The 25,343-nt window shown below is 61.9% G+C and carries 28 protein-coding genes and 1 pseudogene; 21 read left to right on the top strand and 8 right to left on the bottom strand.

All coding sequences use genetic code 11. The annotated features are described in order from the left end of the window. Window positions 1-11: 11 nt before the first annotated feature. Window positions 12-281, bottom strand: a complete 270-nt coding sequence (locus tag M1E10_RS00885) for a hypothetical protein (protein ID WP_499173137.1) — start codon at window positions 279-281, stop codon at window positions 12-14. Then, window positions 281-409 (bottom strand): hypothetical protein, encoded by a 129-nt coding sequence (locus tag M1E10_RS00880; protein ID WP_499173136.1) that lies wholly within the window; start codon window positions 407-409, stop codon window positions 281-283. The genes M1E10_RS00885 and M1E10_RS00880 overlap by 1 nt, the downstream gene beginning before the upstream one ends. A 316-nt stretch (window positions 410-725) precedes the next feature. On the opposite strand from M1E10_RS00880, the gene M1E10_RS00875 reads away from it, so the two are divergent. The 3 genes from M1E10_RS00875 (at window position 726) to M1E10_RS00865 (ending at window position 2,577) form a co-directional block, all read left to right on the top strand. Further along, window positions 726-1,031: a hypothetical protein gene (locus tag M1E10_RS00875; RefSeq protein WP_499173135.1), complete on the top strand. Its 306-nt coding sequence runs from the start codon at window positions 726-728 to the stop codon at window positions 1,029-1,031. A 974-nt stretch (window positions 1,032-2,005) separates the two neighbouring features. Further along, the gene (locus tag M1E10_RS00870) at window positions 2,006-2,140 is read left to right on the top strand and encodes a hypothetical protein (RefSeq protein WP_499173134.1); all 135 of its coding nucleotides are present in this window, start codon (window positions 2,006-2,008) and stop codon (window positions 2,138-2,140) included. 305 nt (window positions 2,141-2,445) lie between these two features. Next, window positions 2,446-2,577, top strand: coding sequence for a hypothetical protein (locus M1E10_RS00865; protein WP_499173133.1), 132 nt, complete (start codon window positions 2,446-2,448; stop codon window positions 2,575-2,577). A gap of 26 nt (window positions 2,578-2,603) precedes the next feature. Here M1E10_RS00865 and M1E10_RS00860 read toward each other — a convergent pair whose 3' ends face one another. Next, window positions 2,604-2,882, bottom strand: coding sequence for a DUF982 domain-containing protein (locus M1E10_RS00860; RefSeq protein WP_499173132.1), 279 nt, complete (start codon window positions 2,880-2,882; stop codon window positions 2,604-2,606). 377 nt (window positions 2,883-3,259) lie between these two features. On the opposite strand from M1E10_RS00860, the gene M1E10_RS00855 reads away from it, so the two are divergent. Beyond that, the gene (locus tag M1E10_RS00855; RefSeq protein WP_499173131.1) at window positions 3,260-3,583 is read left to right on the top strand and encodes a hypothetical protein; all 324 of its coding nucleotides are present in this window, start codon (window positions 3,260-3,262) and stop codon (window positions 3,581-3,583) included. Between the two features lie 236 nt (window positions 3,584-3,819). Here M1E10_RS00855 and M1E10_RS00850 read toward each other — a convergent pair whose 3' ends face one another. Beyond that, window positions 3,820-5,775 carry a HAMP domain-containing methyl-accepting chemotaxis protein gene (locus M1E10_RS00850; protein WP_499173130.1) on the bottom strand — a complete coding sequence of 652 codons (1,956 nt, stop codon included), beginning with the start codon at window positions 5,773-5,775 and terminating at the stop codon, window positions 3,820-3,822. Between the two features lie 467 nt (window positions 5,776-6,242). Here M1E10_RS00850 and ku point away from each other — a divergent pair. Continuing rightward, window positions 6,243-6,826: pseudogene (gene ku / locus M1E10_RS00845) on the top strand (non-homologous end joining protein Ku); the annotation flags it as partial. Between the two features lie 439 nt (window positions 6,827-7,265). Here ku and M1E10_RS00840 read toward each other — a convergent pair. Together M1E10_RS00840 and M1E10_RS00835 are read right to left on the bottom strand one after the other, a co-directional pair. Further along, a complete protein-coding gene (locus M1E10_RS00840) occupies window positions 7,266-7,424 on the bottom strand; it encodes a hypothetical protein (RefSeq protein ID WP_499173129.1) in 159 nt (52 codons plus the stop codon). A gap of 140 nt (window positions 7,425-7,564) precedes the next feature. Further along, entirely contained in the window at window positions 7,565-7,744 is a 180-nt protein-coding gene (locus M1E10_RS00835) for a DUF3606 domain-containing protein (protein WP_499173128.1), read from the bottom strand. Between the two features lie 730 nt (window positions 7,745-8,474). On the opposite strand from M1E10_RS00835, the gene M1E10_RS00830 reads away from it, so the two are divergent. The 3 genes from M1E10_RS00830 (at window position 8,475) to M1E10_RS00820 (ending at window position 10,836) form a co-directional block, all read left to right on the top strand. Continuing rightward, window positions 8,475-9,803 carry a cytochrome P450 family protein gene (locus M1E10_RS00830; RefSeq protein ID WP_499173429.1) on the top strand — a complete coding sequence of 443 codons (1,329 nt, stop codon included), beginning with the start codon at window positions 8,475-8,477 and terminating at the stop codon, window positions 9,801-9,803. A 169-nt stretch (window positions 9,804-9,972) separates the two neighbouring features. After that, a complete protein-coding gene (locus M1E10_RS00825) occupies window positions 9,973-10,272 on the top strand; it encodes a DUF982 domain-containing protein (protein WP_499173127.1) in 300 nt (99 codons plus the stop codon). Window positions 10,273-10,338: 66 nt separating this feature from the next. Further along, on the top strand, window positions 10,339-10,836 hold the full coding sequence (locus M1E10_RS00820; RefSeq protein ID WP_499173126.1) for a sigma-70 family RNA polymerase sigma factor: 498 nt from the start codon (window positions 10,339-10,341) through the stop codon (window positions 10,834-10,836). Between the two features lie 150 nt (window positions 10,837-10,986). On the opposite strand, the gene M1E10_RS00815 is transcribed toward M1E10_RS00820, so the two are convergent. Then, complete coding sequence (locus M1E10_RS00815; RefSeq protein WP_499173125.1) at window positions 10,987-11,742, bottom strand: thermonuclease family protein; 756 nt, start codon at window positions 11,740-11,742, stop codon at window positions 10,987-10,989. Beyond that, the gene (locus M1E10_RS00810) at window positions 11,739-12,368 is read right to left on the bottom strand and encodes a hypothetical protein (protein ID WP_499173124.1); all 630 of its coding nucleotides are present in this window, start codon (window positions 12,366-12,368) and stop codon (window positions 11,739-11,741) included. The genes M1E10_RS00815 and M1E10_RS00810 overlap by 4 nt, the downstream gene beginning before the upstream one ends. Before the next feature lie 72 nt (window positions 12,369-12,440). On the opposite strand from M1E10_RS00810, the gene M1E10_RS00805 reads away from it, so the two are divergent. The 13 genes from M1E10_RS00805 to M1E10_RS00745 all read left to right on the top strand — a co-directional run bounded on the left by M1E10_RS00805 (window position 12,441) and on the right by M1E10_RS00745 (window position 25,314). Further along, complete coding sequence (locus M1E10_RS00805; RefSeq protein WP_499173123.1) at window positions 12,441-13,406, top strand: lytic transglycosylase domain-containing protein; 966 nt, start codon at window positions 12,441-12,443, stop codon at window positions 13,404-13,406. Continuing rightward, entirely contained in the window at window positions 13,403-13,741 is a 339-nt protein-coding gene (locus M1E10_RS00800) for a TrbC/VirB2 family protein (protein ID WP_499173122.1), read from the top strand. The genes M1E10_RS00805 and M1E10_RS00800 overlap by 4 nt, the downstream gene beginning before the upstream one ends. Before the next feature lie 4 nt (window positions 13,742-13,745). Continuing rightward, window positions 13,746-14,045 carry a VirB3 family type IV secretion system protein gene (locus M1E10_RS00795; RefSeq protein WP_499173428.1) on the top strand — a complete coding sequence of 100 codons (300 nt, stop codon included), beginning with the start codon at window positions 13,746-13,748 and terminating at the stop codon, window positions 14,043-14,045. Between the two features lie 4 nt (window positions 14,046-14,049). Beyond that, on the top strand, window positions 14,050-16,467 hold the full coding sequence (locus M1E10_RS00790) for a VirB4 family type IV secretion/conjugal transfer ATPase (protein WP_499173121.1): 2,418 nt from the start codon (window positions 14,050-14,052) through the stop codon (window positions 16,465-16,467). Then, window positions 16,464-17,543, top strand: a complete 1,080-nt coding sequence (locus M1E10_RS00785) for a lytic transglycosylase domain-containing protein (protein ID WP_499173120.1) — start codon at window positions 16,464-16,466, stop codon at window positions 17,541-17,543. Before M1E10_RS00790 ends, M1E10_RS00785 begins: the two co-directional genes overlap by 4 nt. Window positions 17,544-17,556: 13 nt before the next feature. Continuing rightward, complete coding sequence (locus tag M1E10_RS00780) at window positions 17,557-18,270, top strand: type IV secretion system protein (RefSeq protein WP_499173119.1); 714 nt, start codon at window positions 17,557-17,559, stop codon at window positions 18,268-18,270. Beyond that, window positions 18,260-18,466, top strand: a complete 207-nt coding sequence (locus tag M1E10_RS00775) for a hypothetical protein (RefSeq protein ID WP_499173118.1) — start codon at window positions 18,260-18,262, stop codon at window positions 18,464-18,466. The genes M1E10_RS00780 and M1E10_RS00775 overlap by 11 nt, the downstream gene beginning before the upstream one ends. 3 nt (window positions 18,467-18,469) lie before the next feature. Continuing rightward, window positions 18,470-19,492, top strand: coding sequence for a TrbL/VirB6 family protein (locus tag M1E10_RS00770; protein ID WP_499173117.1), 1,023 nt, complete (start codon window positions 18,470-18,472; stop codon window positions 19,490-19,492). Window positions 19,493-19,583: 91 nt separating this feature from the next. Then, the gene (locus M1E10_RS00765; protein ID WP_499173116.1) at window positions 19,584-20,276 is read left to right on the top strand and encodes a VirB8 family type IV secretion system protein; all 693 of its coding nucleotides are present in this window, start codon (window positions 19,584-19,586) and stop codon (window positions 20,274-20,276) included. Further along, window positions 20,273-21,085, top strand: coding sequence for a TrbG/VirB9 family P-type conjugative transfer protein (locus M1E10_RS00760; protein ID WP_499173115.1), 813 nt, complete (start codon window positions 20,273-20,275; stop codon window positions 21,083-21,085). Before M1E10_RS00765 ends, M1E10_RS00760 begins: the two co-directional genes overlap by 4 nt. Then, on the top strand, window positions 21,085-22,326 hold the full coding sequence (gene virB10 / locus M1E10_RS00755; protein WP_499173114.1) for a TraB/TrbI/VirB10 family type IV secretion system protein: 1,242 nt from the start codon (window positions 21,085-21,087) through the stop codon (window positions 22,324-22,326). Before M1E10_RS00760 ends, virB10 begins: the two co-directional genes overlap by 1 nt. Then, window positions 22,292-23,320 carry a P-loop NTPase family protein gene (gene virB11, locus M1E10_RS00750; RefSeq protein WP_499173113.1) on the top strand — a complete coding sequence of 343 codons (1,029 nt, stop codon included), beginning with the start codon at window positions 22,292-22,294 and terminating at the stop codon, window positions 23,318-23,320. Before virB10 ends, virB11 begins: the two co-directional genes overlap by 35 nt. Further along, on the top strand, window positions 23,317-25,314 hold the full coding sequence (locus M1E10_RS00745; protein ID WP_499173112.1) for a type IV secretory system conjugative DNA transfer family protein: 1,998 nt from the start codon (window positions 23,317-23,319) through the stop codon (window positions 25,312-25,314). Before virB11 ends, M1E10_RS00745 begins: the two co-directional genes overlap by 4 nt. The last annotated feature ends 29 nt before the right edge of the window (window positions 25,315-25,343 follow it).

Raw genomic sequence — 25,343 nt, 5'->3', positions numbered from 1 at the left:
TGACCTCAAAACTAAACGGCAAGGTGAGCCCAGACCGCAAGAGCTGTAATTCCGACTACGGCCCCAACGGCAATTCTGGCGAGCCCGTGGGGCGCAACACGAACCAACATTTCGACAGCAAGCCAAGCACCACCGAGGAGCAAGCCGGCTGCCAGGAAATCGCCAGGTCCCCAACTCACGCCAGAAGAAAATGGCATTGCGAAAGCGGGTGCGAGGAGCACTGCCGCCGCGAAGGCCAGGTAGATCCGCCGCCAGTTCAAGCCGTGGAAATTGGTGATCATCAGCAATCCTCCCAGGTCTGCTTCTTTTCGAGCTGAGATGCGGCAATTTCAAGGGACAGCACCGCCGCTTTTTCATGCCGGCGTTGCCGCTCGACCCGTTTGGCGTACCCTGGGAACATCGTCTTCATCCGACGGTTCTGCCCCAGGAGGAGATGCTAAATGAGCGTCTGGTTTTCGAGGCTGGTACTACTAGCCCTTGCGGCAGCCCTGATAGGCATTGTCTTCAGCATGATCCCGCTCGCAAATCAGCCACGAGACGCGCCAGAAGGGATGATCATATCCCCAGATACACCGCCTACCAATGACCAGCCGCCGAAAGTCGTTGAATAGCCCGTTGGCTGCTGACGCCTACTCAGCCGCGCGGCTAGGGTGCTAGACTGCTTGCCTTTGGCATTCGCTTGTGGAACTTCATGGCTAAAGATCAGGACAGGGCACATCAAGATTATGGGCGAACTAGCTTTCGACACTTTGTCCGGCATGTACTTCACACTGGACGACCGAGACGGCAGCTACGCAAGCGGGCAAGTGATCCGTCTTGCTGCTGAAGGTGTTTATCTGGTCCGATTCGATGGCAACGAAGTTCCCCTGCCACTGGAGCTGGTATCACTGAGCGAGATGCTCGAGACCACGGAGGAGGAATTCAAGCTTTGGCGATTCTTCGACACGATCGAGGAGAGAGATAGGTGGATCGAGTGGCTCGACACGCCGTCGAAGCCGCGTGTCATTTCGCTCGTACGACCCAATAAATAGTCTATCCCTGCCAACTGCATCCAGGTTTCCAAACGACCAGCCCCGTGAACTGCACCCCGCCACTGCTGAAATAGCACACTCCGCGGAACTTCAACGCAGCGCGCTGGTTCGGGGAGGCCTCAACATGGGAGGCGGGAGGATTTCATATGAATCGTAATATAATCATCGGGCTTGTTGTCATTGTGGTGCTGATCATTGGGGTAATGACGTTCATGCCCGGTCCCAACGAACCTGCTGGCGATGCCTCGGCCCCAGCGTCGACCGAAACGACACCACCAACACCGGCACCGGCTAACTGATGCCAAAAAACTAAAGCTCGCCCGCTCGTTCGGGCGAGCTGTTCCACGTACCCAATCCCTCTACTGCCGAATGGCCATGCCGTCAGGCTAAGCGCAGGATGTTCATCAGGTGCTGCCTGCGCCAGCTTGCCCTGTGTTTTGAGGAGCCGTTCAAAATTCTCCCGAATGGCTGGGATCGGAAAGACACCGGCCAAAGCCTTGTGACCTGCTTGCACAATAGCCTCGTGAGCACATGTGCTCGGCGTTGTAGCGCAGCGCCATCTATGCCTGCATTCCGACGAGGCGTCCCTCGAAGAATGCGACACGATTAACAGTCAGAGAATTCATGGCGCTATCGACTCTTCGTTCTTCCTGATGCACGTTTCCGTTACTCAAGGGGGACTTCATGTCTGCAGTATCGAAGATCGGCTACATATTCACGCTGTCACCTACTGTCACCTTTTCATCGGCTGACGCATACCCGTACTGCAGCGAAGCCAGTGTCCCATCGTGCGCCTCCCGATACGGCGGCTTGGAGGACGAATGGAAGTTCGACTGCTGCAAAAACAAGATCGAAAGTTATAAGGGCGTGGAGCAATTTGTGAGTTGCAACAATCGGCAGCGCGCGGGGATCAATCGTTAAGGCCAACAGGGAGATTGACGGTCTGGTGAGGGGCTGTATGGGGCGGGCTGTCAATGAACATGCTGATCTGGCGGCAGGTGGTCTACTGGGACACTCGACCTGATGATTTCGACGACCCTATGGCCAATGCCTGGGAGCAGCAGAAGATCCCGATCTGTCATTTCTCGCAGCCTGCTAAAGCGCTTTAGCCCGTTTGCACGAAGAACCTTTATCACCCAACCGGGCAAGTCACTTCGGATTAGGAGATCACTCCGCTTCGGCTGCTGGCTCATTTCGCCACCCAATAGAGACGACCGGAAATAACCACGACACAGTTCGCAAGTTCCTTGGTGTCTTGGCTTTTCTTTGGGCGGCGCCAATGCGTCAAGAAGGGGTGCAAGTCTCTCCGGTCTACGGTGCTGTCCCGCTTCGGCAGGGCCACCGCGCTTGGGGGGACTTGCATCGGAACGAAGTCCATCCAAATGAGTTGCAGCACTAAGCGAAGGAGGACGCTATGAAGACCGCTTTAATACTGACGACTGGTTTCGTCATACTGGCTGCGGCGGGAGCATCCTATGTCCTGCCGACCGCCAAAGAAAAAATGCACACCGCCATGTACGCTGCCGATATGCCCGTCGCCCGTTAACTAGCGATAGTTCCCGACCGACCTGGCTAGGCCGTTCGCTTACGAGCGGAGTGATCATCAAGTTGCGTCTGGACTAGCTTCCCTTGCCTCTTGAGGAAGCGCTCAAAGTTCTCGCGAACGGCTGAGATCGGGAAAGTTCCTGTCTCAGCCTTGTGACATGCTCGCAACATAGCCTCGTGAGCGACGTCGCGCTCATTCTCTGGCCACTCTTCCAGAGCGTCGAATACATCCTCTAGGCTGCCCACCTCTTCGATGAAGAACCGTCTCTTCATGAAAATAGGTTGTTCGAACTGATTGGCTCTCATGCACGTCCCTCCATGGGTCGATCCAAATTTGCGGCGGAGATCTAGGAGGAGGAAAGTAGGCCTTCAAGATGACAGGTATTATTCGGTCTGCAACAAAAACAAAAAAGAGCCAGGATAATTGCACCGACCTTTCTCGTCATTGCTGTCTACCTATGCCAGTGCATCAGTCGTCAAAAGTGGGAAGCAACGGCGGCAATCGCGAACAGGGGATTTATCTACTCGCGCATCATCAATGCCAATGGTGATGTACCAGTTCGCGAAAGAACTAGAGCCAGCATCGGCGTCGTCGTCTGGTCTTGGTCCGCCGAGCCTGCCATTGAAGAGATCGGACCGCCGGTCGTGATCTACACCAATGGAAAGGTCGGAGATTTCGGCTGATGTCCCCCACCACAGACCTTATCGCCGAGCTGGTGCGGCCAGCGAACGAGGCTGAGAAGCTCAGGAAATATGAGCGCCGAGATCTTCTGGTTCGAGCGGTGACTCCGATCCGAGACATGGCAGCGACTGTTGATCGTCCGGTTGCCCGGGCCTCAACTGAGGAAATCGTTGACCTTCCGGTACAAGATGCATCCATTGGCGAGCGAGCAAATCCTCCAGAGGAAGCGCGCGAGGCTCTCATTTTGACTGCTCGCAGGGTCCGTGAGCTGCATATCATTCTCGAGATAGGAGCGGAGACCGACATTTCGAGGACGAATGGTTGAGTAGTGAGGATATCCGGCCCCATGCCGGCGTTCGCGAGGAGAGGACGGTACATGGACCGTGTTCGACAAGAGACCCCAGGAAGAAAAGATGGGTGGCAGTGCGGATGGCGCTGAATCCCCAGAGCGAAAGATTGAATGGCTGAAGCATGATTTGCAGAAGTACGGAAGAATAAAGCCCGGCGCAGGGAATGCACCGGGCTTGGAAGGGGCGATAGCCGACTTTCGGGATCTAAACCTCAGAATTCCTCCCAGCTGTCGTTATGGGCTGCCAAGGCTGCAGATCCTTTCCCTGAAAAGGCGTTAGCGATCTTGCTCACCATGTTACGCGCAGGAGAAGCAGTAGGAGCCGTCCGCTGGTCCCTGTTGGCCGCCGGTGCAATGGCACGCTGCGTTGCCACGTGGTACCCGTTTCCACCAAGCTGGAACTGCGACACCAGTTCGCGCAACTGGCCTGCCTCATTAGCAAGCGTCACACCGGCGGCACTGGCTTCTTCCACCATGGCCGCATTCTGCTGGGTCACCTGGTCCATCTGGTTGACGGCCGTGTTCACTTCGGCAAGTCCGATGGACTGTTCGCGCGACGAAGTCGCGATAGCATCCATGTGCTGGTTGATGGTGACGATATAGGTTTCGATTGTCTTCAGCGCCTCGCCGGTCTGGCTGACGAGTTGGACGCCGTTGGCGACTTCCACGGAGGAGTTGCGGATCAGGCCCTTGATCTCCTTGGCAGCCGTTGCCGACCGCTGGGCGAGCTCTCGAACTTCCTGGGCGACAACCGCAAAACCCTTGCCGGCTTCCCCGGCACGCGCGGCCTCCACACCGGCGTTCAGCGCCAGCAGGTTGGTCTGGAATGCGATATCGTCGATGACACCGATGATGTTGGAGATCTGATTCGACGACGCTTCGATCTTGCCCATGGCGTTGACGGCATTAGCGACGACCACGCCCGACTGCCTTGCATTTTCGTTCGCCTGGATGGCTACGCCGCGAGCTTCTTCTGCACGCTTGGAGGAGTTTGCGACGTTGGTGGTGATCTGGTCCAGCGCGGCCGCGGTTTCTTCCAGTGCAGCTGCCTGCTGCTCGGTGCGCTTGGAAAGGTCCTCTGCACTCTGGCTGATCTCGCGTGAGCCACTGTCGATTGAGCTGGTGGAGCTGGCCACAGATGTCATGGTGTCGCGAAGCTGAACGACCGCCTGGTTGAAGTCGGCGCGCAGGCTCTCAAATTCCTCGGCGAAGGCTTCAGACAGCTGGAACGTGAGATTGCCGGCCGAAAGCTGCTTCAGACCGCCTGCAAGTCCGGCCGTGGCCTTAGCCATTGCCTCGGCGCGGATGCGCTCCTGCTCAGCTGTGCGATGGCGTTGCTCCTCCGTCTGGCTTCGCTGATGGGCTGTCTCCTGTTCCAGTCTCCGGTTCTCAAGCGCATTCGTCCGGAAGACCTCAACGGCTGCAGCCATTTCACCAATCTCATCAGAACGGCCGGCGAAGGGAATGGCTGTATCGGCGTCACCTTTGGCGAGGTTGTTCATTGAACGCGTTATGGACTGGATTGGTTTGGCGATGCTGGAGAGGGCAAACCAGACGGCGGCAACGACGGCAACTGCAATGATCGCTATGACGACGTATGTGATTGTCAGTGTGCGCCGATAAGCTGTCCTGGCATTGTCATATGCTCCAGCAGCGCTCTTGGTGCTGATCTCGACCAGCTCAGAAAGAGCGGCCCTCGCGGCGTCCGCGGGCTTCACCATTTCAGTCCGGAGGATTTCGTTAGCACCCGCGATGTCGCCCTGGTTAGAAAGTGCCAGCACGCGTGCACCAATAGACATGTAGGACCTTGTCTCGCTCTCTACGCTCTTAAGCCGTTCCTCTTCCTGCGCAGTGGGTCCAAGGCTGCGGAACTTGGCTGCGTCCTCTTCGACGGTTGCCCAGGCAGTGTCGATGGATTTAGCAGCGTTTGCTTTGCCTTCGGCGTCGTTCCGAAGGATATGGCTGCGGTAGGCGTTGCGGATCAGCGTGACCTGCACCTCAATGTCCTTGACGGTGAGGATGGTGGGCATGTCGCTGGTTGCGATGGAGGTGAGATCTCGCTCGATTGCTCCCAGCCCGTTGACGGCGAAGGTGGCGAAGCCGGCAAAGGCAATGCCGAGAAGGACAAAGATGCCGGCGAGCGCAGTTTTAACTTTTGGACGGGACATGGATGCTCCAGCATGTTTTGAGGATAAAGACGCACGCGTTTGCGCCACCTCGAAAGCCCACCGTGCACCACAATGTTTACCAGACCTCAACCATCAGAACCCTAAGTACTCATCCACTAATATTCGAAGATCCAAATGGATCTGGTTAGGACCAGGCCCTGGACGATGAGGGCAGCGGATTGAGAGCGCCCTGAGGCCAAAGATCCTGCCCCACAGAACGACGGAAAGAACATATCTTAGATTGGAAACCGCTAATGGGCGTCGGGCGCTCCTCGGTCAGGGAGAGGCCGGGAGTTCAACCGCTCTCCAGCAGAGTACCATTACTTCCCTCATTTTGCACGTTTTCGCTATTGCAGCCGCTTCGGGCCTGACAGCGGATGGGAGCTGACCGCAGCCGAAGCCCACCAGGTGGTCGAGGAGGCTTGGGACGAGCAGATCCGGAAGCTCACTGGTCAAGCCTGGTCTCGATTCCTGCCGACGACGACCTCGACGCCGTGCAGCTGGACACGGTCAAGACGATCGAAATCCAAACGTTTGTAGCCGCCGACAGCATCGAGTGGGTCTACCTGGAGAAGCCGCACTACCTGGTGCCGGATGATCCGGTCGGCCAGGATGCCTTCGCCGTCATTCGCGATGCCATGGAAGCCGATGGCGTCGTTGGTATTTCAAACTGGTGATCGGCAGGCGGGAACGTGCCGTCGTTCTGGAACCCCACGGCGAAGGCATCGTGCTCTGGACGCTGCGTTTCGGCGACGAGGTGCGCAGAGAGGAATTCTACTTTGAGGACATCGACGAGGAGGCGGACCCGCAGCTCGTCCCGCTGGTGCAGCGGCTGATTGCGCAGAAGACGGCGCATTGGTCTACGACCATGGTGAGCGACCCAATCCAGGAGGCGCTACTTTCCATCATTGCCGAGAAGAAGAAGGCGCTCAGGTCGGTAAAGAAGGTCAAGGCCAAACCGGACGATGCGCCTGCTCGCAGCAATGTCATCGACATTATGAGCGCCCTGAAGCAGAGCCTCGCGGCTGAGACTAAGTCTAAGGCCGGTTAAGATGTCGTTCTTCTGTCAAGGCGGCTGTTCGGCGAGCAATGAAGCCCGGTCTGAGCCGCGTTGGCTGCGGCGCAACAGAACAATGAAAAGAGCTCAGAAGGAGAAAAGCAATGCAGGATCCAGTTGAACTTGTGCTCTGTGAGCCAGCGACCTTCATCTTCGGCGTCAACGGTCACCTGGGGGTCACCGACGGTTCGTCCGTATGGGGTGTGATCATTACGTGCGAAGCCCTGCGCGCGACGACCGTGCCGCCGGAGGCTTCGTTGAGCCGTCTCCTACGGTTCGCCGACCTCTATGTCGAATGGCTGAAGCAGCGCTTGCCCGCGGGGAAGACGAAGGCGGAAAGGTCTGGATCTTCGAGCGCGATATCCTCGCCCGCAACGCACCAACGACGGCTTTCGGACAAGACGCAAGCTGCCCCCGCTCCCGTTAGGCCAGGTTACAGCAGGGGGCGGCGGCCCCGCTTGCCCTCGCGCACTGCGACATGCACGAGCACCGTCGTCGTCAGCAGGATACTCGACACCAGCGCTGCAATTGAGAGCAGGCCGCCGTTGGTTATTTCGGCCCTTGCCCGGAAGCCGGCGCGCTTGCTGAACATCAGTGATGTTTCGGCAAACTGCCGTTGCTCCAAGAAGGACGTTCGAGACGTTCGACCGGCCGGCTGTCGCTCCTCTCGCCGATCATCATAGCCTCCCCCATCGGTACTAAGGTTGCGAGGAACAGAGGTGACCTGGCTGTTCACGAGCCCTTCTCCAGGTCGGCCTCGACCTTATCGCGGCTATTGCCGACGTGTTTGATCGATTCCTTAACCTCCTCTTTGGAGACGCCTTCCTTGCCCGCTTCGTAGCGCACTTCATGATCTTGCCCGCCTGCTACGCGTGCTCGGTCCTGTGCGCGTCCTCGGGAAGTCGTTGACATGTAAAGCCTCCTGTCATTGTTGTCCGGTTACGAAGTTGTCTGTTACGAACGCCGGCGGATTCATGAAGTTCCCGAACCTCGTAAATGCAAGGCGGCCGCTCCCACTGTGTATGGCAACGCTAAAGCCTGTGCGAGCTCCTGGCGGCGGGGTGGCGGGCAATGTTGCAGGCCGCCGTGGCCTTTCGGCGGGTCGGCGGACGACGGCTCCCGGCCGCGGACAGAACGTCGCTCTAAGTTAGCACCCTACGCCGTTCGTCAGGCGCCGAATGTTCTTCCCGTGCCTTGGGGCGATGCAAAGTCAAATTTCGCAAATGCCCTGCTGGCCCGACTCCGCCTCCTCCTCCGAACAGGCTGTGGGCCCGCTGCAGCGGCGAATCTGCTGCTGAGGCTCCTCAGCATTGCGGCGGCGGCAAGATCGGGGCAAGACGGTAGCGGTTCCAGCACCCCGGCTGCGGCGAGGTCGCCATCCATTCATTCGCGCGATCCAAGGCAAGTGATCGTATCCGCGATCAAACCATTGCACTCGCTCCGGTTCCCGGGGATCTTCCGCAGGGGGAACATCGGGATGATCTTGCCGTTCGGTGCCGGTGGGTTGGGAGCGAGTCGATAGGCGCGCTTCAGCCTATCGCCGTGAAGAGCAGAGACAGTCCTCTGCTCGAGCGACGGCGGCGTGTCAGTTCAGGTTTTGCGGGAGGGACTGTTGGATAGTGGAAGCGCGAGCCTGAGGCCGATGGGGCCGATCATCGAGACCTCCACGCCACGGGCTTTGATCGCGCTTGTCCGAAATCCGCTGGACGCGCTTCCGGCCTCGATTTTCGCCGAGCCGATGGTGTTTGCGAGGACGGCCGGCGAGGTGCAGGTCTGGATCGCCGATCCGGTCCTGGTGCATGAGGCACTGGTCAAGAATGCTGCGGCACTGGGCAAGGGCGATCAGGTCCGCCGGGCTCTGGGTCCCGCGCTGGGAAAGGGGCTTCTGACGGCAGATGGCGCCCATTGGAAGTGGCAACGACAGTCAGTTGCCAGCGCATTCCGGCCGTCCTCGCTTGAGGATCTCCAGCCGGTGATGATTGCGGCGGCCGAGCACGCACGCGATCGCCTGCTCCAGCAGGCTCCCGGCACTGTCGACATCGGCCACGAGATGATGCGCACCACCTTCGACATCATCGTCGAGACGATGATGTCGGGCGGTCACGGGATCGACGTCGAGCGCGTCGAGCGCAGCATTACCGACTATCTCAGTCCAAGTGGCTGGACCTTCGCGCTCGGCGTCATCGGGGCGCCGGACTGGATGCCCTACCCTGGGCGCCGCCGCGCCATGGCTGCCGCAGCCTTCCTGCGCTCCAGCCTCGCCCGGGTGATCGAGGCAAGACGTCACGGTGGTGACGATCGCGGCGACCTGGTGTCAATGCTGCTTTCAGCCCAGGATCCCGAAACCGGCCGAACCATGAGTGATGTGGAAATCGCCGATAACCTGCTGACCTTCATCACGGCGGGACATGAAACAACAGCGCTTGGTCTTGCCTGGACCTTCGATCTCCTGTCACGACATCCGCAGGTCGAGCGGATGGTGCTCGATGAAATCGCGACCGTCACGCAGGGAAGCCGGGTCGCACCGGCCCATATCCCCCTGCTAAGCTACACACGGCAGGTGTTTTCCGAGGCCATGCGTCTCTACCCACCCGCACCAATCATTACCCGCACCGCTTTGGAGGACATCACGCTGGGCAAGGTCCTGATCCCGGCCGGCACCGTGATGTTCGTCCCCATCTACGCTGTGCATCGCCATTCGCGCATCTGGCCAAGACCTGAGGCCTTTGATCCCGACCGGTTTTCGCCGGAGGCAAGCAGCCAAAGACACCGCTTCGCCTACATGCCATTTGGTGCCGGCCCTCGCATCTGCATCGGAAGCGGTTTCGCCGTTATGGAGGCAGTCGCCATTCTTGCCGTGATCCTTCAGAAGATTAGATTGGCCAGTGTGACCCGGCAGCCGCCCGAGCCGCTGATGAAGGTGACGCTGCGGCCCAAGAGGAGCCTGTTGATGAAGCTGTCTGCGCGATAGTACTCCTGGCGAGGGGTTCGACTTGGTCAACGCACGTGGACGTCTTCGCGGAGAACAATGCGATCCACCACGCGCAAGTCGGTAGCCCTCTTTCCTGATGATGAAGAGGAACCAACCCAAGCACGTGGCGTTGTGCGATACGGCCGAGTGCCGCGGGAGGAGAACCAGCATGACCAGCCCCAGAGACAGGTGGAGCGCTCCGGTCGACATCGACCTCGCCGCCACCGGCAAACAGCACGTCAATGGTCCTTTCGAGGCCCTGATCTGGCTGACGGATCGCTGGCCTTGTCAGCAAGGCCTCCACTTCGTCCTGGCTCGCAGTGCCTGTCGCGGAGCTTTGGCCGGCCATACCAGCCTTGAAGCCGCCAGAGAGGCGTTTCAAGCGGCCCTCGATGAGGCGGGCGGCAACGGGAATGGTTGGAGCCCCTCGCACCATTGGGCGCCTCAGCCGTCGCAGCCGAAGCTCTGATCTCAACCAACGCGGGCTTTTGGCCAGGTGATCGGCGGGGTTACCTCAGCAACCTGGGAGGCAAAGATGCCAAAGGCAGTCGGAGCATCGTGCTTCAGCGGTGACGTAATTGCACTTCTTCCGGCCCTGAAGGCTTTTGCCAGAAGGTTCTGCCGGGCCGAAAGTGATCAGGAGGATCTCGTGCAAGAGACTGTCCTGAAAGCCCTCGCCAACGCTGACAAGTTCGAGCCCGGAACCAACCTGAAGTCATGGCTCTTCACCATCGAATATCGTACCTTCTGCACCACCTACGGTAAATCCAAACGCTATTGGGTCGGACGCGAGACTGGAGACCCACAGGTTGCGGTCAAGCCGGCGCAGGAGTGGGCGCTTTACGCAACCGATTTCCAGCACAAGCTCGAGGCGCTTCCGCATCCCTACCGTTTCGCCGTCCAGTGGGTCCTGGTCGAGGGTGCCACCTACGAGGACGCGGCACGACGCTCAGGCTGTGCGCTCGGAACGATGAAAAGCCGCGTCAACCGCGGCAGGAGGCATCTCGCGGAGCAGCTCATGTGGTGGGACTGAGGCACTGCCACCCCCTTATCATCTCCATTGTTCCGCACGGCATCCCATTGCTACGATCCTGCTTGCCGGCAATTGGACTGCCGCCATGGAGATCAACCCCGCTACCATCATCGTGTGAGCTTTGCCTGATGAACTGGCACTGCTGCCGATCTAGCGGTCCCGGTGCTTCGGTTGGCGGCGCGCGTCCGTAAATGCCGGTGAGATCTCGCGCTGCCTGGAGGTGAGCAGGTTCCGATCGGCAAAGGGCTGGCGCCCGAGTGTGCGGTCGACGGCATAGGCTCGCCACTCTTCAAAATCGAGGACATAGGTTCGCCAAATTCCGTGACGCGCGTTCATGGCTTGTGCCTGCGCGGCGCGGTAGGCGGATCGGTCTGATCCGTCTACCGCAAGTTTCGCCCAGCCCGCCCGCAGCATCTCGAGTGCCAGATCGACGGTGCCGGCCCTGCAGACGCCGGCGAGGACCTGGGTGCCGACATTCCGGTCAATGACGCAGGTAATTCTCTTATCTGCGACGAGACGCGTCAGCCACGCCTTGGCCAGCGCGCCGCAGGCAACAGGGGCAGGCGATGGCGCCGCTGCCGATACTTTGGGGTCAAATGACCACTGCGGCAGCTCGCAGCTGTCGATAGCCGCAAGCTCCACCAGGACTTGCGCCCTTGGCAGCCAAAGCGTATGCCCGTCGATGACCGTCGCGCGTCCTGCGATCTCTACGGATCGACCAGGATTTCGCGTTGAGGTGGTCAGGTCAATCGGATCCGCGGCGGCAAGCGTTTCGGCAAGCAGTAGTGCGACGAGGAGGATCATGCACCAGACCCTGCGGCTACCAGCGCGGCGGGAGCCGCGGCCATTGCAAAACAGGCGACCGCGCCGGTGGCCGATCCCTGCGTGGCGATGCGATGGGCTCATTGTGGCTGCACTCCTGGATCTTCCCACATGCCATAGCCGGTACGGCCGATACGTTCTGCCCCTTCCAGATCCGGCCGCAACGGCACGCCTGCCTCGTTCTTCGACAGGCGAAGCGCCCCAATCGACAGCAGCTGTTCTTCCACATTGGTCACCGCATCGAGAGCGCCAGGGTAGTGGGTATAGACGAAACAGGTGACGTCCTGGCGCGGCGCGTCGCGTTCGGTCAAGAACGCCCGGCAGAAAATCACCTTGGCGGGTTTCAGCAGGATGTCGAGCTGCGCGCGGGCGTAGGCGCCGCAGCTGCCGGCAAAGCCTTCGCGCCGGTTGGTGATCTTGCCCTGGCAAGGCTCCAAGCCAAACAGATGCAGCGTCAGTTGTGAGCCGACGGCGATGTCGACGGGGGTGCGGGATCGAAACCCCTCCGCCGCGGCAAATCCCACCCGCGCCACCGCCTGCCGGTCCCCATCGTAGTACTCGATAGCCAGCACGCTCTTTCCTGGCGCTGCCAGCGAGCGGACGTAATCCTGATCGATCGCACCGGCGGCGCTTGCCTGCGCTGCTGGTAAGGCGGCTGACAGCACAGCCGCTGCAACAGTCTGACAGAACATGACCGATTGTGTTCGCATCGAAACCCCCGATATGCATTTTTCCCTTTCACAAAACGAGAATCTGCCGTAATCTAGAACATGATCGGTAACATGACTAGCATTTTCTGTGCGTCGCAGCTGAGCCAGTTGCAGTTCAGATGTCTGGTCCCAGCCAAGAGCTCCGTGATGCACAAGCGTATGATCGTCATCTCCCTCTTTCTTTTGTCGTCGCCGGGAGCGGTGGCTGTTGCAACTGTATTTGCCGCGCAAACGCCGAGTTTCCTTGCGGCGAAGGGTCCTGTGATGACCGCTTCTGCTCTAACGTTTTCCGGCTACTCAGCCGCCGAAAAGGCGGCGACGCAAAGCGCCTTACATTTCGAGCCACTTTTGGGCAAGGCAAACATAACGTGTTCAGCTACTTGTGACGCCGCCGGTACGGTGCCTGCGCAAGCGCCAGTCGACGGCAGAACAGAAAAGGATACGACCGTGGCTCGGATGCGGCCACACACTGGCGCGGGTCCGCTCGTCCAAGCCTGCGGTCCCTCGCCTCTCTCGGCCAAACAAACCGAAATACTGGTGGAGCGCCTCGCCACGATCCACGGGGTCGATCCGCAGCTGGCAAAAGCAGTTGCCTGGGCCGAAAGCCGTTATGACCGGGTTCGAAACAGTCCCAAGGGCGCACGTGGCCCGATGCAGTTGATGCCTGCCACAGCCTTGGAGCTGGGGGTGACCGACATCTGCGACCCGCGTGCCAATATCGATGCTGGCGTGCGTCACCTCAAGCAGCTCCTCAGCCAGTTTGGCAATCCGCTGCTGGCGGTCGCCGCCTACAATGCCGGAAGCCGCGCCGTCATCGACCACAACGGCATCCCGCCGTTTGCGGAAACGCTCGGCTTTGTGGCGCGGATCATCAATCGGCAGCTCGGCCTGCCTGCAGGCGCGCGCGCGGCGGCCATGGCGCTCACGACAGCCACGGCCTTGCCGCCGTCGGAGGCGTCAAGCCATGTGCTGGGGGCCGTGTCCCATCAGTTCGTCGACGGCGTCATGCATCTGCCACGCCAAGGAGGACATCCATGACCAGACCCTTTGCTCTCGCATCCAATCGCCGTGCCAGGGTGCAGCTGATGGCGGCACTGGCCGCAATTGCTGTCATCGCCGCAACCCAGCCGGCAGCCGCGCAGGCCACCAATCAGGCTTTTGCACCGCTTCAGACGGTGGTCCAGGCGGTCGTTGACTTCATCACCGGGCCGTTTGGCAGGCTGGTTGCCATCATTGCCGTCATTGGCCTCGGCTTCCTCGCTTTTGCGGGCCGGCTCAGCTGGTTTACCGCCGGTGCCGTCGTGCTGGGGATCGGACTGGTGTTTGGCGCGCCAGCCATCGTCGACCAGCTGATGGCCAGTGTCGGGAACTGAAGCCATGCGCGACGTGACGGACGACAAGCCTGCCATGACGCCTCTGGTGGTTGGCCTGACCCGTTCCCCGACACTGTGGGGCGTCCCCTACATGGCGGTGGTGGCGATTGCCGGGCTGACGATCATCGCGTGGCTGGCAACAGCCAGTCTTTGGGCCCTGGTCGCCACCCCGGTTGCCTATGTCACCCTGTTCACCCTGTGCGCCTGGGATCATCGGATCCTCGATGTCCTGCAGGTGTGGGCGCGCATGACGCCGCCGACGCCCAACAGGTGGTTCTGGGGCGCCACTTCCTACGGGCCGTAATGCGATGCTGACACATATCCGAGAGGGTTTGGGATTTGGACGCGCGGCAGGCCGGGACCGGCCGATCTCCATGCATATCCCCTATACGCGCCATGTCGCCGACGGCATCATCGCGCTTCAAGGCGGTGCGCTGCTTTGCGTCATCAAGCTGGATGGCCTGTTCTTCCAGACCGATGATCAGGCCGAACTCAACATGCGCGCCAGTGTGCAAAACACGATGATCCGGGCGCTGGGGTCAAGCCGCTTTTCGCTCTGGTCGACGGTCGTGCGCCGACAGGTCGACAGCAACCTCGAGGGAGAATTCGACGACCGCTTCTGCGACCTGCTCAACCGAAAATACATGGCGCAGCTTGGCCACAAACGCATGTTCGCAAACGAGCTCTATCTCACCGTGCTGCGCTCGGGCGTGCGAGGCGCGCTGGCTGCAGGAGACAAGGCTCGGCGGCTTGCCACCCGTTTTGGTGCGCCCGATGCAGAAGAAGAACAACAGCGCGAGGCCATCGAGGAGCTTGAGGAGCTCACCGGCAACATCTGCCGTGACCTGCGCAAATACGGCGCCCGGCCGCTGACGATCAAATGGCGCGATGGCGCTCTCGTGTCGGAACCCTGTGCCTTCTTCAACAGCCTGCTGAGCGGCGGGGTCCACCGCGAGATGCGGCTGCCGAGGATGCGCATCGCCAGCGCTCTGGGTCACGCACGGCTGCATTTTGCGCGACGCACGATGCAGATCCAGGGCGCGGTTGCAGCCGACGATCGCTTCGGCGCCATGCTGTCGATCAAGGAATATCCGCCCTTCACCGGACCTGGACTGCTCGACGGTCTGCTGCAGATCGATCACGAGTTCATCCTCACGCAGTCCTTCACGCTGGCCGACAAGCCGATTGCCCAGGAGCGGATGTCGCGGCTCAAGCGACAGATCGCAGCCTCCGACGAGGCCGGCAGCGAAGTCGAGGAGGATATTGATTTTGCCCTCAACAGCCTGCTGAACCAGGAAGCGGTGTTTGGGCTTCACCATCTGAGCCTGTTGTGCCTGAGCCGTGACCTTGCCAGCCTCAATACCTGCATCGCCGAGCTCGGCGCCTGCCTGACCGATGTCAACGTCAACTGGATCCGCGAAGATCTCAACCTGGAAGCAGCCTTCTGGGCGCAGCTTCCCGGCAATCACGCCTATATCGCCCGCAAATGCATGCTCTCCAGCGCCAATTTCTCCGGCCTGTCGTCGATGCATAATTTTGCCGCAGGGCAGCGCCACGGGCTGCACTGGAACACTCCGATCACCCTCCTGGAAACCACCAGCCAGACCCCCTACTGCTTCAACTTCCATCAGCGTGATATCGGCCACTTCCTGGTCACCGGCCCGACCGGGTCCGGCAAGACGGTGGCGCTCGGCTTTCTCCTGGCACAGTCGATGCGGGTGCGGCCGACGCCGCGGGCCGTCTTCTTCGACAAGGACCGTGGCGCCGAAATCCTCATTCGCGCCATGGGCGGCGCCTATGAGGTTTTGAGCCCCGGCGTCGCCAGCGGATTCAACCCGCTTCAGCTCGACGACACCGGCGCCAATCGCGACTTTCTCCTGCGCTTGCTCAAGGCGATGTTGCGCCAAGGCGGCGGAACAGCGATCGCCGATCCGGAACAGGAAGACATCCTCGAGCAGGCGCTCGTGCGACTGATGCGAGAGCCGCTCGAACATCGCACGCTGGCCAATCTCGCCGGCCTGCTGGCGGGGCGTACCCGCGCCGGGCCGCAGGATTTGAACGCGCGGCTGCGGCCCTGGATCGACGGGGAGAAGGCATGGCTGTTCAACGCAAGGCGTGACGTCCTGAGCTTTACGGCGCATCGCGTCTTCGGTTTCGACATGACCAGCCTGCTTGACAGCGAAGAGCTGCGGACGCCGGCGCTGATGTACCTCTTTCACCGGCTCGACGCGCTGCTCAATGGCCAGCCGCTGATGATCTTCATGGACGAAGGCTGGCGTCTGCTGCGCGATCCTGCCTTCAGTGACTTTATCGTCGACAAGATGAAGACCATCCGCAAGCTCAACGGCATCGTCGGCTTTGGTACGCAATCGGCAGCCGATATCGCCCGTGCCCCGGTCTCCCATACGCTGATCGAACAATCGGCCACCCACATTCATTTTCCCAATCCGCGCGCCGACGAGGAAAGCTATGTGCACCGCTTCGGCCTGACGGTGAAGGAGTATGACTTCATCCGCTCGACGCCGCCGGAAAAGCGCACCTTCCTGATCAAGCATGGCAATGACAGCGTCATCGCGCGGCTCGATCTCCAGGCCATGCCGGACATCGTCAAGGTCCTGTCGGGACGCCGCGAGACGATTGAGGAGTGCGCTCGGCTGCGGGAGGTTGTCGGCGACGATCCGGCCGAATGGCTGCCGCCCTTTTGTGGCTGGGAGGATTGGCCATGAAGCCGCTGGCGCCGGCACTGGCGCTGCTTGTGACGCTGAGCTGGTCGGCAGGACGCGCGGAGGTTCCCGTGCGCGACAACCGCATCCTCGCAGTCGACAGCACCCGCAGCGCGGTCACCGACCACATCGGAAGGACCGACACCACCCGTTTCGGCGCCAACGCTTCGGTGACCTGCGCGCTGTACCGCCCGGCGCGCCGGCAAGATCCTGTTGCCGCTGCCCGCTCAAACCCGCAGATCGCCGCTCTGGTGCGACGCATCGCGCGCGAGGAAGGGATCGACGAGAACGAGTTCCTGGCACTCGTCTATCAGGAAAGCCGTTTTGATCCCTGCGCCCGGTCAAGCGCCGGGGCCGTCGGGCTGGCGCAGCTGATGCCGGCCACCGCCGCGTCGCTGGGCGTCGATATCAACGACATCGAAGACAACCTGCGCGGTGGCGCGCGCTACTATCGCCGGCAGCTTGACCAGCATGGCGGCAACATTGCGCTGGCGCTTGCCGCCTATAACGCCGGGCCCGGCAATGTCAGCAAGCACGGCGGCATCCCGCCGTTCAAGGAAACACGAAGCTACGTCCGCAGCATCACCCAACAGTGGTTGCCGGCGCTGGGCGGCTCTGACACTGCGGCCCTGCCGCAGAGCTTTCGCGATGGCGGCGCAGGCTTTGCGGCCTTGCGCGATCCGACCCTGTCGGCCATGGGCGCGCGTGCCGCGACCGCCGATAGCCTTGCCGGCGCCCGCGCCTGGTACGAGACGCAAGGTGGCAAGCAGGCTGCCACGGCGCTCGACAGCTGGGACCGCAATCTTGCCGCGCGCAATGGCAACCTGGCGATGATGGACGAGGTCATCGCCCTTGCCGCGACCTTGGCGGACCTGATTGGCGCGCAAACCGCCAGCGATGCGTCGAGCCTGTCGGGATCGGCGCGCTCGTCGCTTGGCCCTGCACGCCGCGACCGGCCGGCGGAGCAGACGCCCGCCTGCGATGAGGAGGCAGGGCGGCTGTGGAATGTGGAGAGACTGACCTGTGTCACGGCACGGGAGGAAGACGCCAACCTGCAGCTGTTGTTGCAGGCCCAATAGAGGAGGAATGCCTATGCCGCGCCTTGTACTCACATGCAGCTTGCCATTGCTGGTCACCGCCGCGGCCGTCGGATCTGCGGCGGCCGAGGTGCCGGTCATCGACCGGGCCAACCATCGGGTTGCCAAGCAGACAGCCGAGACCACGCAGCATATCCTGGAGACCAACAGGGACATCCTTGCAACCGTCCAAGACACCCTCAAGGCAGTGTCAGGCGATCGTGCCAGCGTTGCCGGGCCGTTGCAGGACCTGGCGGTTGGCCAAGGTTTCAGCGTCTCGTCGATGCCGCCGCTGGAGAGAGTGCTCAGCGGAGACGCACTCGACCTTGGCGCCGGCAATGGCGATGTGGCGCGCGTGGCGACCCGCTTCATCAACGGTCTGCAGCTGGTGCGGTCGCTGTCGGGCAAGACCGACAGCACCCTGCCGGGCGATCGCTCCTACGAGGAGTTGCTCAAGAGCGTTGCGACTGTCTCTGCCCTTATTCATGGCGCGCAGGCCGCCACCGCTGCCCGGCGCAGCGCCTTTGAGACCGCCGGCCAGGCGGTCGGCGGAGCTGCCGACATCAAGGGCTCGATTGACCAGAACACGCAATTGCAGGTGCAATCGGGGCTGACGCTGAATGAAATGATCGGCGTCATGAATGGCGCCGTCACCTCGCTGCAGGCGCAAAACCAGCGCCGCCTTACCGACATCTCCAACAGCAGGAAGGCGCTGTCCTATGGCGATTGAGCGCTGGCGTGTCGCAATCTGCACCGGCTTGATGACAGTCTGCCTGAGCGGCTGCGGCACGGTCAAGGAAAAGACGGCGCCGTGCAAGCGGCCCGCGGCACTGAGCGCCTACGCCGCCGATCCGCGGCTTGCGTGTGGTGCCATGCGGCTGGTGCTTGCGCCCGACGTTGATTTTTCGGAGTTGGCAGGGGATTAGCGGATGGAGGACTTTCTCGGCGCGCTGGTGCAGCGGATCGAAAATTCCGGCAGCAGCTTTTCCCAGCAAGGCTATGCGGTTGTCAGCGAGCAGGTCATGCCGGTGCTGCAGGTCATGCTGGTCGCCTATGTCGCCCTCTACGGACTGCAGCTGATCACCGGCACCGCACGGCTTGCCGTTGGCGAGGTGGTCGCGCGCCTGGTCCGGATGATGGTGATCCTGGCTCTGGTCCGCGCCTGGCCCAGTTTCGATGCGCTGATCTACCAGTGGATCAACGAGACTCCGGAGGATGTCGGACGCGCCATCCTCGCCGCCTCGGGGACTGGGATTGCCGAACCCACCAACGGTCTGTCGCAGATCTGGCAGACCGCCAACCGCGCCGCCTCGGCATTTGCCGAACAATCGGGCTATTTTTCCATCCTGCCGAGCATGATCGGAATTCTGGTCATGGCCGGCGCCGGCGTCTTCATCGCAGTGGCGCTCGCCATCCTGATCCTGTCCAAGGTCATGCTGTGGGTGCTGATTGCCACGGCTCCAATCTTCATCGCGTGCATGCTGTTTGACCGCACCCGCGGCTATGGCATCGGCTGGTTCAACCAGGTTTTGACGTATGCGCTCATCCCGCTGTTCGTCTACGTGGTGGCGTCATTCCTGATTGCGGCCATGGATCCGGAACTGTCGAAGATCGATGCCGCCAGCGGCGCCCGGACACTGACGCTGGCCGATACCGCCGGCTTCCTGCTGCTATGTGCCGCCGGTGGGTTCGTGATGCTCTACATCCAGTCGATCAGCCAGGGCATTGCCGGCGGTCTCACCGGGGCGGTCGGCGCGGTCGGATCCGGGCTTGCAAGATCGGCAGCTGTGGCGCCGTCGCTTGCGGTGGCAGGCTTTGCCGCGCGCGCCGGCCGCGCCGGTGGTGAGCTTCGCCGGCTGCGGCGCGACCGCGCCGGTCGCCGCGCCGGCCTGGCCGACGAGCAGAGATTGATGATGCAGGAAAAGCTCAGCCGGCAAAGCACGCCGGCCTAAAGCAAACGGGCCTGAAGCAAACTGGCCTGAAGCATGGTGGCCGGATCATACCGGCCTGACCATGAGCGCGTGCAGCGCAAGGAGCATGGCGATGGAAGACGCCGACGAGGGGCGATTGGTGAGCTACTACCAGAGCGGTCACATCTGGGAGCAGGAGGTCGTCAACAGGGCCAAGCGTTCACAGGCCTTCGCCTGGCTGGTCACCATCCTGTTTGGCGCCATCGCACTCGTCAGCCTGGTGACGCTTGCCCTGCTCGTACCGTTGAAAGGCTTTGAACCCTATCTGGTGGTGGTGGACCGAAACACCGGCTACGTTGAGGTCAAATCCGGCCTTACCCGACCGACAAATCTAACGGAACAGCAGGCCGTCACCCAGGCCAATATCGTGCGTTACATCCGCGCGCGCGAAGGTTACGATCCATTTGCCATCGAGGAGAATTTCGCGCTTGCAGCGCTCTTGTCGACCGGCCGCGCCGCCCGGGCGCTCCAGGAGCTCTACAGCGCCACCAACCCCAACAATCCGGCGCGCCTCTACGGCAAGGACACCCGCGTCACCACCCAGATCGCCTCGGTGACCTTCCCCAATGCCAGCACCGGGATCGTGCGGTTCAGCACGGTGGAGGAATCCGACACCCAGGTGGTCCCGCGCCACTGGATCGCGGTGGTGCGCTTTCGCTACACCGACACGCCCGCCACCAACGCCTGGCGTTTCGAAAATCCGCTCGGCTTCCAGGTCTATGACTATCGTCGCGACCAGGAGACGGTCACGGAGGGCGCGCCATGAGACCGCGACCCTTCCTGCTGGCGGCTCTGGTCTTGGCCTCTTCGAGCGTCAGCGTGCTTGGCGCGCAGACACCAGCGCGCGGACAACGCGATCCGCGGGTCACCAGTATCGTCTATCGCGACAATGATGTGGTGCGGGTGTTTGCCACCTATGGTTTTTCGACCATGATCGTCTTTGATCCCGACGAGGTCTTCGAAACCATCGCGCTCGGCGACAGCGACAGCTGGGACGTCGTTCCCACCGAGCGCGGCAACATCCTGTTCGTCAAGCCGAAGGGCCGCAACGTCAAGACCAACATGAATGTCGTGACCACGAAACGCCTCTATCTGCTGGAGCTCAACGACCAGGCGCCTGAGGCCGGCAGCCAGGTGTTTGCGATCCGCTTCGTCTATCCCGACAAACAGCGCGAGGCCGCCTTGCGCCTCAAGGCGCAGGAGAGAACCGCCTTTCCCAATCTTGCCGGCCTCGACAAAACCAATGTCAATCTCGCCTATTCCTTTTCGGGCAACAGCAGATTGAAGCCGTCGATCGTGTTCGACGACGGCAACAAGACCTTCTTCCGGTTTGCCGCAGCCGTGCCGGCGATCTTCGCGGTCAACGATGACTTCAGCGAAACCTTGACCAATGCGCGCCGTGAAGCGGGCTATCTCGTCGTTGATGGCACGGCGACGCAGTATACCTTGCGCGACGGCAACGACTGGATCTGCATCTTCAACCTGCGCAAGCCCGACTTTGGCGCCGCCGACCCCGACATCATGGCGCCCGAGCAAGAACGCAGCGCAAACCGCCGGCCTGGGAGTGGCAACTGATGCAGCGCTCCCCTGAACTGCAGGCGATGCTCGCCGGCGACGCTGCCGCAATCGAGGACAAGCGGGTCCGGCGACGGCGATTGCGGACGGTCGCCGCACTGTTGGGCATCAGCGCGACACTTGTCTACGCTCTGTTGCTGGTGCCGCGGACGCCCACCGTCGAAAGCCTCAGCAGCGACGAGGAGTTTACCACCACCCGGTTCCGACCGCCGTCGTTTCTGCGCGAGCGCGACCCGGAGCCTGACGCCGAGCCTGAGATCCTGCGCTTGCCCGAGCCGCCGCCCGAAGAGCCGGTCGCGCCTGCTCCGGAGCCGAGCCGCTTTGAGGTCCCTCCGCCTCCCGACCAACCGCAACCGGCGCCCGGCGCTGTGGCCGAACCTGAAGTACCGGACGAGGACTTCCCCAGCCGTTACCTGTCAAAGCAGATCGTCCTTGATGGGGCTACAGGCGCCGCCGACGGGGACGACGCGCGGGTTGAGAGCGATACGCCGGCGGTTGCCGGCGACGATCGCCACAGCCAGTTCCTAGCCGCAGCCCAGGCGGTGCGGGATAAAAGTGCCGCGGCGCACCGCCTGGAGCGGCTGGATGCCCTGGTGGCGCAGGGCACGCTGATCCCGGGGATCCTGGAGACGGCGATCAACAGTGACCTTCCCGGACAGATCCGCGCCATTGTCTCCCGGGATGTCTATTCCTTCGACGGCCGACGGGTGCTGATCCCCGCGGGCACGCGCCTGATCGGCGAGTACCAGGCCAGTGCCACCCGCGGCCAGAGGCGCATTTTCGTGGTCTGGTCACGGCTGCTGCGCGACGACGGCGTCACCGTGCGGCTGGTCAGTATCGGCGCGGACGCTCTCGGACGCTCCGGCCTGACGGGCCAGATCGACAACAAGTGGCGTGAACGCTTCGGGTCAGCCATCCTGCTGTCGGTCATCGGTGCCGGCTCAAGCTATCTCACCGGCTACGGCGCCGGCCAATATGACCGCAGTGACGGTCGCGACGACGCTGCGCGCGGCACTGAACTGGCTCGCGAAACCATTGCAGAGACCTTTTCCGACATGGCCAATCAAGCCTTGGCCGAAAACCTGCAGATCCCGCCGACCATCCATGTCCAGCAGGGGGAGCGGATCTTCGTCTATGTCCGTCAGGATCTCGACTTCTCCACCGTTTATCCCGACCCGCTCGAGGAAGCCATCAGGGAGATGCAGCATGAGCGCCAAAGCCTTGATCCCCGCCACCGTTGAGACCAGTGCGGCGTATTTCCTGCAGCGGGCACTGGAGCCGCTGCGGGCGCTCCTGGACGATCCCGAGGTCGTCGAGATCTCGGTCAATCGACCCGGCCATGCCTTCATCGAGCGGCGCGGCATGGCAGAGATGCAACATCAGCCGATCCCTGACCTGACGGCCCTGGAAATCCAGAACCTCGCCGAGCGGCTTGCCGGCGCCACCCACCAATTCGTCAGCCGCGCCCATCCGCTGCTCAGTGCCGCCCTGCCGACGGGCGAACGGGTGCAGATCATCCTGCCGCCGGCCGCCGTCGACGGCGGCGCTCTCTCGATTCGCAAGCAGGTGATCAGTGAGCTGACGCTGGAGCAGTATCGCGATGGCGGTTGCCTCGACAAGGTCGCCGTCTGCGTCGGGGGCTTGAGCAACGCCGACCGCCGGCTGGTCGATCTGCTGCGCGGCGACAAGATCTATGACTTCATTCGCACGGCGGTGGCAAACCGGGTGTCGATGCTCATCAGCGGCGGTACTTCGACCGGCAAGACCACCCTGATGAATGCCTGCATGAAGATCGTCGACCGGCGCGAGCGCGTCATTACCCTGGAAGACACTCGCGAGCTGTCTCCGCCCCAGGACAACGTCGTACATCTGCTGGCCTCGCGCGGCGAGCAAGGCACCGCAGCGGTGACGGTGCAATCCCTGCTGGAGGCAGCCTTGCGCATGCGCCCAGACCGACTGTTTGTCGGCGAGGTCAGAGGGCCGGAAGCCTTTGCCTTCCTGCGCGCCATCAACACCGGCCATCCCGGCAGCATGTCAACCGTCCACGCCGACACCCCGCTTGGCGCCTATGAGCAGCTGGCGATGATGACGCAGCAGGCGGGCCTGGGATCGGCCTACTCCAAGCAGGACCTGGTGTCCTACATCCAGATGGTGATCCCGATCGTCATCCAGCTGCATCGCGAGGGTGGGCGCCGCGGCGTCTCGGAGATCTACTTTGCAAGGCAGGCACCATGAGCGGCGCCTACCGCCTCGGCTACCTCCTGGTCTGCAGCGTCATCGGCTGTAGCGTCTGGGCACTCGGCTACGGCATCGTCTTGCAACTGATCTACCAGGATGGGCGTATGTTGCAGCTGACGCTCGCTGCACATCCGCTCGCCCCGTTTCAGCAGCTGCTTCGCTTCTGGAGCAGCCGCTCACTGCAGCTGACCGCCTTGCTGGCGCTGCTGCCCGCTGTGGCGGTGAGCGTTACGGCGGTTGTGCTTGGGCTCAGGCGCCCGTCGAACCCACTTGGCGACGCCGCCTTCCAGGATGTGGCCGGCTTGCGGCGCGGGCAGTGGTTTGGCCGAAACGGCATCATCATCGGCTGCATGGGCCGCCGCATTCTGCGCCGCCACGATGACCGCCACCACCTGGTGATCGGTCCGACGCGCTCGGGCAAGAGCGTCGGCTACGTCATCCCCAATGCGCTCAGCTTTCAAGGCTCGATGATCATCACCGACCTGAAGGGCGAGATCTTTGCGCACACGGCTGGCTATCGCAAGGCTATGGGCCATTCCGTCTTCCTGTTTGCGCCGGGAGACGCGCGCAGCCACCGCTGGAACCCGCTCGATTTTGTGCGCAGCGACCGCGGCAGTCGCAGCATTGATCTGCAAAACATGGCAAGCATCCTGATACCCGAAACCGCCGGCTCCGAAAACGCCGTCTGGCAGGCGACCGCGCAGCAGGTGATCGCCGGGGTGATCAGCTATGTCTTGGAAAGTCCGTACTATCGCAACCGGCGCAATCTCGGCGAGGTCAACGCTCTCCTGAACTGCGGCGTCGATCTGCAGGAGCTGATGCGCCGGATCAAGGAGACGGAGCCCGACCTGTCGCGGTTCACAATGGACAGTTTCAACGCCTATATCGCCTTGAACGAACGGGCTGCCCGCTCCGCGCTGCTGGATATCCAAAAGGCCATGCTGCCGTTTCGCAACGAGCGCGTTGTGTCCGCCACCAGCGTCACCGACATCGATCTGGCAGCGATGCGCCGCCGGCCGGTGTCCATTTATCTGGCGCCGCGCATCAACGACATGACCATCCTTCGCCCCCTGCTGACGCTGTTCGTGCAGCAGAGTATGGAGCTGCTCACGCGTGATCATGATCCACGAGCGGTGCCGACCTTCTTCCTGCTCGATGAATTCCGGCAGTTGAAGAAGATGGATGAGCTCATGAACAAGCTGCCCTATGTCGCCGGCTATAGTATCAAAATCGCCTTCATCATCCAGGATCTGAAGAACATTGACGGGCTCTATGGCGAAACCGCGCGCCATTCGCTGCTGGGCAATTGCGGGCTGCAATTGATCCTCGGCGCCAACGATCAGGCAACTGCCGAATACGCGTCACGGGCGCTCGGCAAAAGGACATTGCGATACAGCTCCGAGACCCGCAGCCTCGGCTTTCTTGCCGCTCCCCGCCGCACCCGGGTGGAACAGGTGCGCGAACGTGACCTGATGATGCCGCAGGAAATCCGGCAGATGCCCGGCGACACCATGGTGGTGCTGGTGGAGGGGCAAAAGCCGATCCTCGCTGCCAAGCTTCGCAGCTACGCGCACAAACCCTTCAAGGCGCAGGTCGCCTACGCGTTAGCTCACCAGCCCGATATTTCTGCCACCGAGCTTGCATCGCAGCTGCCGGTGCCGGCGGTCGATCAGGGATACGGGCGGGCAAGCGGTATCGCTACTGCCGATCCGGACAGCCCGCCCCGGTCAGCGGCGGCGACGTCATCCGCTCGAGGTTCGCTCAGCGAGGCGTGGCCGCACGAGCGTGACGCCACCGAGGACCTCGAGGAGCTGGACCTGTCGGATCGGCAAAGGGAGCTTGAACTTAAGTTGCAGCGGTCTGAAAAACGGCTGCGCGCCCTGGCCGAGACGGGAGCTCCGACCGGACGGGACTTGCCGGCCAGACGCAGCATTGCCGAGATCCTTGCGCAAACAGTGCCCGATCCCGCCGGACCGGAGACGCCGGATTGATCGAGCCGCCGTGAGGAGCAGTCTGGCGG

It is taken from the genome of Rhizobium sp. PK7-22, from assembly GCF_056530405.1.
The sequence above is the reverse complement of the archived record's forward strand: the minus strand, read 5'-3'. Positions and strand labels throughout refer to the sequence as shown.

Bases quoted from the DNA above. Each gene is read 5' to 3' on its own strand.
- M1E10_RS00880 (WP_499173136.1), bottom strand. From the start codon at position 409: ATGAAGACGATGTTCCCAGGGTACGCCAAACGGGTCGAGCGGCAACGC.
- M1E10_RS00815 (WP_499173125.1), bottom strand. From the start codon at position 11,742: ATGAGCCCATCGCATCGCCACGCAGGGATCGGCCACCGGCGCGGTCGC.
- M1E10_RS00875 (WP_499173135.1), top strand. From the start codon at position 726: ATGGGCGAACTAGCTTTCGACACTTTGTCCGGCATGTACTTCACACTG.
- M1E10_RS00765 (WP_499173116.1), top strand. From the start codon at position 19,584: ATGGAAGACGCCGACGAGGGGCGATTGGTGAGCTACTACCAGAGCGGT.
- M1E10_RS00850 (WP_499173130.1), bottom strand. From the start codon at position 5,775: ATGTCCCGTCCAAAAGTTAAAACTGCGCTCGCCGGCATCTTTGTCCTT.
- M1E10_RS00870 (WP_499173134.1), top strand. From the start codon at position 2,006: ATGAACATGCTGATCTGGCGGCAGGTGGTCTACTGGGACACTCGACCT.
- M1E10_RS00795 (WP_499173428.1), top strand. From the start codon at position 13,746: ATGCGCGACGTGACGGACGACAAGCCTGCCATGACGCCTCTGGTGGTT.
- M1E10_RS00785 (WP_499173120.1), top strand. From the start codon at position 16,464: ATGAAGCCGCTGGCGCCGGCACTGGCGCTGCTTGTGACGCTGAGCTGG.
- virB11 (WP_499173113.1), top strand. From the start codon at position 22,292: ATGAGCGCCAAAGCCTTGATCCCCGCCACCGTTGAGACCAGTGCGGCG.
- M1E10_RS00865 (WP_499173133.1), top strand. From the start codon at position 2,446: ATGAAGACCGCTTTAATACTGACGACTGGTTTCGTCATACTGGCTGCG.
- M1E10_RS00745 (WP_499173112.1), top strand. From the start codon at position 23,317: ATGAGCGGCGCCTACCGCCTCGGCTACCTCCTGGTCTGCAGCGTCATC.
- M1E10_RS00790 (WP_499173121.1), top strand. From the start codon at position 14,050: ATGCTGACACATATCCGAGAGGGTTTGGGATTTGGACGCGCGGCAGGC.
- M1E10_RS00770 (WP_499173117.1), top strand. From the start codon at position 18,470: ATGGAGGACTTTCTCGGCGCGCTGGTGCAGCGGATCGAAAATTCCGGC.
- M1E10_RS00860 (WP_499173132.1), bottom strand. From the start codon at position 2,882: ATGAGAGCCAATCAGTTCGAACAACCTATTTTCATGAAGAGACGGTTC.
- virB10 (WP_499173114.1), top strand. From the start codon at position 21,085: ATGCAGCGCTCCCCTGAACTGCAGGCGATGCTCGCCGGCGACGCTGCC.
- M1E10_RS00800 (WP_499173122.1), top strand. From the start codon at position 13,403: ATGACCAGACCCTTTGCTCTCGCATCCAATCGCCGTGCCAGGGTGCAG.
- M1E10_RS00805 (WP_499173123.1), top strand. From the start codon at position 12,441: ATGACTAGCATTTTCTGTGCGTCGCAGCTGAGCCAGTTGCAGTTCAGA.
- M1E10_RS00855 (WP_499173131.1), top strand. From the start codon at position 3,260: ATGTCCCCCACCACAGACCTTATCGCCGAGCTGGTGCGGCCAGCGAAC.
- M1E10_RS00840 (WP_499173129.1), bottom strand. From the start codon at position 7,424: ATGTTCAGCAAGCGCGCCGGCTTCCGGGCAAGGGCCGAAATAACCAAC.
- M1E10_RS00830 (WP_499173429.1), top strand. From the start codon at position 8,475: ATGGGGCCGATCATCGAGACCTCCACGCCACGGGCTTTGATCGCGCTT.
- M1E10_RS00810 (WP_499173124.1), bottom strand. From the start codon at position 12,368: ATGCGAACACAATCGGTCATGTTCTGTCAGACTGTTGCAGCGGCTGTG.
- M1E10_RS00885 (WP_499173137.1), bottom strand. From the start codon at position 281: ATGATCACCAATTTCCACGGCTTGAACTGGCGGCGGATCTACCTGGCC.
- M1E10_RS00825 (WP_499173127.1), top strand. From the start codon at position 9,973: ATGACCAGCCCCAGAGACAGGTGGAGCGCTCCGGTCGACATCGACCTC.
- M1E10_RS00775 (WP_499173118.1), top strand. From the start codon at position 18,260: ATGGCGATTGAGCGCTGGCGTGTCGCAATCTGCACCGGCTTGATGACA.
- M1E10_RS00760 (WP_499173115.1), top strand. From the start codon at position 20,273: ATGAGACCGCGACCCTTCCTGCTGGCGGCTCTGGTCTTGGCCTCTTCG.
- M1E10_RS00835 (WP_499173128.1), bottom strand. From the start codon at position 7,744: ATGTCAACGACTTCCCGAGGACGCGCACAGGACCGAGCACGCGTAGCA.
- M1E10_RS00820 (WP_499173126.1), top strand. From the start codon at position 10,339: ATGCCAAAGGCAGTCGGAGCATCGTGCTTCAGCGGTGACGTAATTGCA.
- M1E10_RS00780 (WP_499173119.1), top strand. From the start codon at position 17,557: ATGCCGCGCCTTGTACTCACATGCAGCTTGCCATTGCTGGTCACCGCC.